Annotated in this window: 1 protein-coding gene; it reads right to left on the bottom strand. The window is 60.4% G+C overall.

What is annotated here, in order from left to right; genetic code table 11:
- On the bottom strand, nt 1-804 hold an 804-nt coding region (locus C6H66_RS24910), incomplete at its 3' end, for an RHS repeat domain-containing protein (protein ID WP_248000826.1).
- Nucleotides 805-1050: the final 246 nt, after the last annotated feature.

The raw sequence follows: 1050 nt of genomic DNA, 5'->3' as shown, positions 1-1050 counted from the left end.
GTCGAACAGCGCCAGCGGCTCGCCGGTCGGGGCGCTCACCGCATACTGGGTTTCAATCGCCCCCGCCATCAGCTCTACCCGGTTGTCCAGATTGAGGGTAAACTGCTGCGTCTGCTGCGCCACCAACTCCCAGCCGTCAAACACCAGATGGCGGATCATTTTCAGCCGGCCGTGCTGATATTCCCGGATTTCCGCCGGCACGTCGCCGTCCCATAGGTAGGTGGTCCGCTTACCGCTCTGGATACACCGTTTTTCTGTCCGTCGCCCGAAAGCGTCATAGCGATATTCCCACGGTATCCCGTCCGGGGTGATAAGGCCGGTCAGCTGATTCTGGCTGTTCCACCGGTATTTTGTCAGCGCCAGCCGGCAACCTTCCGCTAAAAACTGTTTCTCCTGCATGCGGCCGGCCCGGTCGTAAACAAACCGGTGCGAGTCCACCCAGTTCAGGCGATGGCCCTCCTGATAGAGGGTTTCCCCCATAATCTCCTGCACCCCGTCAAACCGTCTTGACGGGTACCCGGTCTCATCATACTGATAATGCTCCCGCAGTGTCCGGCCCTCCCCCACCGACATCACCTGGCCATTGCCGTTGAGGAGATAATTTAACGGCTGCCCGTCATCACTGACGGCGGTCAGGTTCAGCGCGGCATCGTATTCATACCGGCGGGCCACCCCCGCGTAAGCGGGTCCGGCAATCTCATCCAGCTCAGCCGGCCGGAAGAAATGGGGATTACGGCCGGCCCGTTGCGCGGTTAACTGGCCCATCAGGCTGTACTGCTGACGCAGAATAAATCCCCCGTCCACGTAACGCCCCGTGTCCCGGCCGGCGTCATCCCGTTCCAGGGTCAGGGGCGCCTGTCCTTCCAGCGCCAGCTTAATCAGTTCCCACCRCCCGGTTCACTTCCCRSYGACKACTGYCAGTACAGGTACGAACCGAACGATCACCTAACACCCTGACGACCGCGGCGGCGGCTTCTTCACTGTTCTTGAATTTCTGGCAAGCAGCGCCATTACATTGTGTGCGGTTGACATTGGCATGGCTATTCGCCG

It is taken from the genome of Photorhabdus hindustanensis (assembly GCF_002968995.1).
Taxonomy (GTDB): domain Bacteria; phylum Pseudomonadota; class Gammaproteobacteria; order Enterobacterales; family Enterobacteriaceae; genus Photorhabdus; species Photorhabdus akhurstii.
This window is presented reverse-complemented; position numbering and strand designations above follow the sequence as displayed.